The organism is Microbacterium sp. Leaf351, from assembly GCF_001423825.1.
Classification (GTDB): domain Bacteria; phylum Actinomycetota; class Actinomycetes; order Actinomycetales; family Microbacteriaceae; genus Microbacterium; species Microbacterium ginsengisoli.
The window spans coordinates 237,872-242,705 of sequence record NZ_LMPK01000033.1 but is presented as its reverse complement, the minus strand read 5'-3'; the positions used below and the strand labels follow the sequence as shown (position 1 = coordinate 242,705).

Annotated in this window: 5 protein-coding genes; 3 read left to right on the top strand and 2 right to left on the bottom strand. The window is 72.6% G+C overall.

What is annotated here, in order from left to right:
* Positions 1–244 precede the first annotated feature (244 nt).
* Complete coding sequence (locus tag ASG00_RS09505) at positions 245–1,534, bottom strand: replication-associated recombination protein A (RefSeq protein WP_056209230.1); 1,290 nt, start codon at positions 1,532–1,534, stop codon at positions 245–247.
* Positions 1,535–1,680: 146 nt separating this feature from the next.
* Here ASG00_RS09505 and ASG00_RS09500 point away from each other — a divergent pair, with 146 nt between their 5' ends.
* The 3 genes from ASG00_RS09500 (at position 1,681) to ASG00_RS09490 (ending at position 4,256) form a co-directional block, all read left to right on the top strand.
* Positions 1,681–1,980 carry a hypothetical protein gene (locus tag ASG00_RS09500; RefSeq protein WP_056208953.1) on the top strand — a complete coding sequence of 100 codons (300 nt, stop codon included), beginning with the start codon at positions 1,681–1,683 and terminating at the stop codon, positions 1,978–1,980.
* 92 nt (positions 1,981–2,072) lie between these two features.
* A complete protein-coding gene (locus ASG00_RS09495) occupies positions 2,073–3,638 on the top strand; it encodes a DUF349 domain-containing protein (protein ID WP_082483181.1) in 1,566 nt (521 codons plus the stop codon).
* Between the two features lie 66 nt (positions 3,639–3,704).
* Positions 3,705–4,256: a hypothetical protein gene (locus ASG00_RS09490; RefSeq protein WP_056208949.1), complete on the top strand. Its 552-nt coding sequence runs from the start codon at positions 3,705–3,707 to the stop codon at positions 4,254–4,256.
* Here the strand turns inward: ASG00_RS09490 and ASG00_RS17930 are convergent.
* Positions 4,243–4,834: ACT domain-containing protein (locus ASG00_RS17930; RefSeq protein WP_235559470.1), on the bottom strand; the 592-nt coding region annotated here is incomplete at its 5' end. The two genes, ASG00_RS09490 and ASG00_RS17930, sit on opposite strands and share 14 nt — an antisense overlap.

The following is a 4,834-nucleotide window of genomic DNA, read 5'->3' as shown; positions in this document are numbered from 1 at the left end:
GAGTGCCACGCCGAGGGCGCGGGACAGGCGGACCTTGCGGCGGTCCTGGGACTTCGTGACCACGAAGTGTTCCTTCCGATGACGCGGCCGTGTCTCTCACGGCCCGCGGACGTATCTCCCTCTCCCGCCCTCTCGGTGTGCACGCCGGGGCGCACCGTGAGGTGTTCCAGGAAGGAGGGGATGCCCGAAAACCGGTTTCGAGCCGGTCCATGCTACCAGACCGCCCCGCGCCGGCCGGGCCTCGTCATCCGTCGCCCAGAATGCGCCGGATGCGCTCGAGCCGAGCCTGCACGTCGCGCTCCTGGCCGTGCGCCGTCGGCGTGTAATAGCGGCGCCCGACCAGTGGGTCGGGAAGGTACTGCTGTGCGGCGACGCCGAGGTCGGTGTCGTGCGGATAGACGTAGCCCTTGCCGTGTCCGAGCCGCTTCGCGCCCGCGTAATGCGCGTCGCGCAGATGCGGCGGAACGGCGCCGAACGACCCCGCCCGCACGTCGGCGATGGCCGCGTCGATCGCCAGGTACGCCGCGTTCGACTTCGCGGTCGTCGCGAGGTACGCGGTCGCCTCGGCGAGCGGGATGCGCCCCTCGGGCATGCCGATGAACGCGACCGCGTCGGCGGCGGCGACGGCGATCTGCAGCGCGTGCGGATCGGCGAGGCCGATGTCCTCGGCGGCGGAGATGACGAGGCGTCGGGCGATGAACCGCGGGTCCTCCCCCGCCTCGATCATGCGCGCGAGGTAGTGGATCGCGGCATCCACATCGGAACCGCGGATCGACTTGATGAAGGCGCTGATCACGTCGTAGTGCTCGTCGCCCTGCCGGTCATAGCGCAGGAGCGCGCGGTCGACCGCCGCCGCGACGTGCTCGGCCGTGACCCGGGGTGTCGCCTCGTCGTCATCGGATGCCGCGGCCCCCGCCGCGAGCGTCGCCGCCGCCTCCAGCGCGGTCAGCGCCCGACGCGCGTCACCGGATGCGAGCCGCACCAGCGCGCCGCGCGCGTCGTCGTCTAGCGCCACCGCGCCGGAGAGCCCGCGCGGATCGGCGACCGCGCGGTCGACGAGCGACCCGAGGTCGTCGTCGGTGAGCGCGCGCAGCGTCAGCAGCAGCGAGCGCGACAGGAGAGGCGCGATGACCGAGAAGGACGGGTTCTCGGTCGTCGCGGCGATCAGCACGACCCAGCCGTTCTCGACGCCCGGCAGCAGGGCGTCCTGCTGCGCCTTCGTGAAGCGATGGATCTCGTCGAGGAACAGGATCGTGGACTGCCCGTACAGGTCGCGCTGGTTCAGGGCGTCCTGCATGACCTCGCGCACGTCCTTCACCCCCGCGGTGATGGCCGACAGCTCGACGAACCGGCGCCCCGACGAGCGGGCGATCGCCTGCGCGAGCGTGGTCTTGCCGGTGCCGGGCGGCCCCCACAGGATGACCGACACCGCGGCGGCGCTGCGGGAGTCGGGCGAGGCGAGCGCCACGAGCGGCGACCCCGGACGCAGCAGATGCCCTTGACCCGCTACCTCGTCGAGCGACGTCGGGCGCATGCGCACCGCCAGCGGCGTCGGGGACGACAGCAGGGGCGCGGAACTCACCACGCCAGGCTAGCGGCGCCATGAGACACCGACGCTTTGGCCGCCCACCGGATCACTGCGTAGGATCGGTGCGCTCAACGACCAGTGCAGGAGGACCCGTGGCCGCAGGCGGAAAGTCGCGCGACGAGAGGGTGGCGCGCGAGCGCGCCAGGGCGTACCAGGCCCGCCGTGCGCTGCACGAGGCGAGCCGGCGCCGTCGCGTCCGCGACAACACGATCGCCGCCGTCGCCGGCGGCATCCTGATCCTCCTCCTCGCGGCGGGTCAGTTCGCCTACTACTCCGTCGGACCCGGCGCGCCCGCGCCGTCGCCCAGCCCCACCCCGACCGTGAACCCGAGCGATCAGCCGCTCTTCTTCCCGACCCCCCGCGCGACGGATTCGCCCAGTCCGACCCCGTGACGCGTGACGACGCCCCGACCGGGCCGTCGGAGGGCGCGTACTAGGCTGAGCACGTCCATCCGACCGCCCGGCGAACCGCTTGAGGTGCACCCGTGACTGCCACGAACGACCAGACTCCTGACGTCCCCGCCGCCGAGGCGGACCCGACGCCCGAGACCCCGGCCGAAGAGACCCCTGCCACCGACGTCACTGCAGACGTCGAGGCCACCCCCGACGTCGCCGACGAGGCGTCTGCCCCGGCCGCGATCGCCGCGGTCGAGGCATCCGGGGACGAGGCGCCCGCGGTCGAGAGCCCGGCGCCCGACGCTCCGGTCGAGGACGACACGGTGACGGCTGCCGCGCCGGCACCGGCACCCGTTCCGTCACCGTCGCGCGCGATCCCCGTGCCCACCCGCCCGCGCTCCGCCGCGCCGGTGGCTGCGCCCGCCGCGACCACGGAGCCCTGGGGGCGTGTGGAAGAGGACGGCACCGTGTCGGTGCGCGAGTCCGCCGGATGGCGCATCGTCGGCCAGTACCCCGACGGGTCCACCGACGAGGCCCTCGCCTACTTCGAGCGCAAGTACGCCGATCTCGCGGGCGAGGTGGTGCTCCTCGAGGCGCGTCACCGCCGCGGAGGCGCGGGCGCCGCCGACCTGAGCTCCACCGCCGCCGCCGTGCGCGAGCGCGTCGTGGGCGCGGCCGCGGTCGGCGACCTCGAAGGACTCGCCGCGCGACTCGACGCTCTCGTGGCGGCGCTGAGCGCCGCCACCGAGGTCGAGGCGCAGCAGGCCAAGGAGGCCGTCGACGAGGCGATCGCCGAGCGCACCGCGATCGTGGAGAAGGCGGAGGCTCTCGCCGCCCGCGACCCTCAGAGCGTGCAGTGGAAGCAGACCACGGCCGACATCGCCACGCTCTTCGACCAGTGGCAGAACCACCAGCAGAACGGTCCTCGTCTCCCCCGCGCCGTCTCTCAGAAGCTCTGGGGCCGCTTCCGTGACGCGCGCGCGACGATCGACCGTCACCGTCGCGCCTACTTCGCCGACCTCGACGAGACCCACAAGTCGGCGCGCGACAGCAAGTCGCGTCTGGTCGAGCGGGCCGAGGCCCTCGCCCCGCGCGGCGAGGACGGCATCGCCGCCTACCGCACCCTCCTCGACGAGTGGAAGAGCGCGGGCCGCGCGGGCAAGAAGATCGACGACGCCCTGTGGGCCCGGTTCAAGGCCGCCGGTGACGTGCTCTACGGCGCCCGTTCCGACCGCGAGAGCGTCGAGGCCGAGGAGTCGAAGGAGCGCATCGAGCTCAAGCGGGCGCTGCTCACCGAGGCCGCCGCGGTTCCGGGCGAGAAGGACCTTGCCGCCGCGCGGCAGTTGCTCACCGGTCTCCAGCGTCGCTGGGACGAGATCGGCCGCATCTTCCCCCGTGACAAGGAGCGCCAGCTCGACGACGAACTTCGTCGCATCGAGCAGGGCGTGCGCGACCGCGAGCAGACGCACTGGCGTGAGAACAACCCCGAGACGAAGGCGCGTGCGAACGACATGACGCGTCAGCTCGAGGATGCCATCGCGAAGCTCGAGGACGACCTCGCCGCGGCGAAGGCGACCGGCGACAGCCGCAAGGTCAAGGCGGCGACCGAGGCGCTCGAGGCGCGTCGCGGCTGGCTGCGCGCCATCGGCGGCTGACGCCTTCTCCACAGCTTCGACCCGCCGGTCCGGCGAGCGGATGCCGCGTGCGGCACCATGGCTCGCATGGGATCGCCGTTCGTGTACGTCGCAGGTGACCGCTTGTCGGTCGCGGAGTTGAGTGCGGCGCGCATCGACGGCGACCTCGTCGAGGTCGGCGATGCGTTCATGCCCGCCGACGCCATCGAGACCCCCGCGATCCGGGCGGCCTCCCTCGCCCAGCTTGTGCCGGCCAACACCGCGCTCGTCGGTCGCAGCGCCGCCTGGGTCCACGGAGCGTTGCTCCCGCTGCCCGAGCGTCAGAGCGTGCAGCGCGCGGTCGCGCACCGCATCGGCCAGCCCGTCGACCGGCGCCTCGTGTACAGCGATCAGGGTCTTCCCGCCGACGCCGTCGAGCTCTGCGGCGGCGTGGCTGTGACATCCGCCGTGTACACCACGACCGACCTCGCCCGTGCGGGCGACGACGTCGCGGTGCGCGCGCTGTGCGACGCTCATCCCGCGCCGGCTGTGCGGGTACGTGACGCCTACGCTCTGCTGCAGGCGGCGGGCCCGCTGCACCACAAGCGCCGCGGCCTCGCGCTGCTGGAGGCTCTGATCGACGAGCTCAGGACGACGTGACGCGGTAGACGTCGTAGACCGCGTCGATGCGACGCACCGCGTTGAGCACGCGGTCGAGGTGCACGGTGTCGCCCATCTCGAACACGAACCGGCTGAGCGCGAGGCGGTCGTCGGTGGTCGACACCGTCGCCGACAGGATGTTGACGTGATGCTCGCTGAGCACGCGGGTCACGTCGCTGAGCAGTCCCGATCGGTCGAGGGCCTCGACCTGGATCTGCACCAGGAACACGCTCTTCGTGGTCGGTGCCCACTCGACGTCGATGAGCCGCTCCGGGTTGTCCATGAGCGCCTTCACGTTCGTGCAGTCGGTGCGGTGCACGGAGACGCCGCTGCCGCGCGTCACGAACCCGACGATCTCGTCGCCCGGGACCGGGGTGCAGCACTTCGCGAGTTTCACGAGGATGTCGGGAGCGCCGCGCACGAGGACGCCCGAGTCACCGTCACGCGGCGCGCGGCTGCGGCCGACGTGGGGCAGCTCGATGGCCCCCGTGGAGGTATCCCCCTCCGCGACGAGCGCGGTGACCTTCTCGATGACCGATTGGGTGGAGACGTGCCCTTCGCCGACGGCGGCGTACAGG